Source organism: Pseudomonas syringae pv. cilantro (assembly GCF_001293775.1).
In the GTDB taxonomy this organism is placed as follows: domain Bacteria; phylum Pseudomonadota; class Gammaproteobacteria; order Pseudomonadales; family Pseudomonadaceae; genus Aquipseudomonas; species Aquipseudomonas syringae_P.
In genome coordinates this window covers 2,592-3,355 of record NZ_LGLN01000002.1, presented here as the reverse complement: position 1 = coordinate 3,355, position 764 = coordinate 2,592, and the positions used below count along the sequence as shown (strand labels likewise).

The window sequence follows — 764 nt, the reverse complement described above, 5'->3', positions numbered from 1 at the left end:
CCAATCTGGTCATCCGATCGGGCAACTGGACGTGCCGTCGGAGGGCGCAACAATGAGCCGTTATTTAAAGCTGGCCGACTCGCAGCGAGCGCACATCACCAGTTTGAGGATGGCCATCGTCCTGCTGGCGCTCCTGGCCTTGGGGCTGGGTATCGGATGGTATCGAGCACCGCAGAACTGACCATTCACGTTCCGCCCGACCTGCGTTCCGGCAGCACACGCCTTTGGTGGGACATCCCTCCTCAGTCGGTGTACGCCTTTGGCCTGTACATCTTTCAGCAAATGAACCGCTGGCCGGTCGACGGTGAACAGGATTATCAGACGAACATCACGCGCCTGGACGCCTACATTACACCAGCTTGCAAGCAATACCTGCAGAGCGATTTTGATCTGCGCAAGTCCAGTGGTGAGCTGCGCAAGCGTGTCCGCGGTGTCTACGAGATTCCCGGCCGAGGCTTTGGCGACTCGCCTGAACTGCGGACGGTGACCAACTCCATCGACGACTGGACGGTGACGCTCGACATCTCAGCCGACGAGTATTACGGCGGTCAGCTGGTCAAGCGTGCCCTCGCACGATACCCGCTCCACGTTGTACGCATGGACGTCGACCCTGAAACCAATCCCTTCGGCTTGGCATGGGACTGCTACAACGGCGCGCCACAACGCATCGAGGGCAACGTCGAAACTCCCGCAGCTCCATCGAAAGGAGTCTTCAAATGAGGATTTTGCGTGTACTCACGGGTTCGGCATTACTGATGGTGTTG

Annotated in this window: 1 pseudogene; it reads left to right on the top strand. The window is 58.8% G+C overall.

Features of this window, described 5'->3' with window-relative positions:
- Positions 1-52 precede the first annotated feature (52 nt).
- Positions 53-720, top strand: a pseudogene (locus ABJ99_RS00035) (PFL_4703 family integrating conjugative element protein).
- Positions 721-764: the final 44 nt, after the last annotated feature.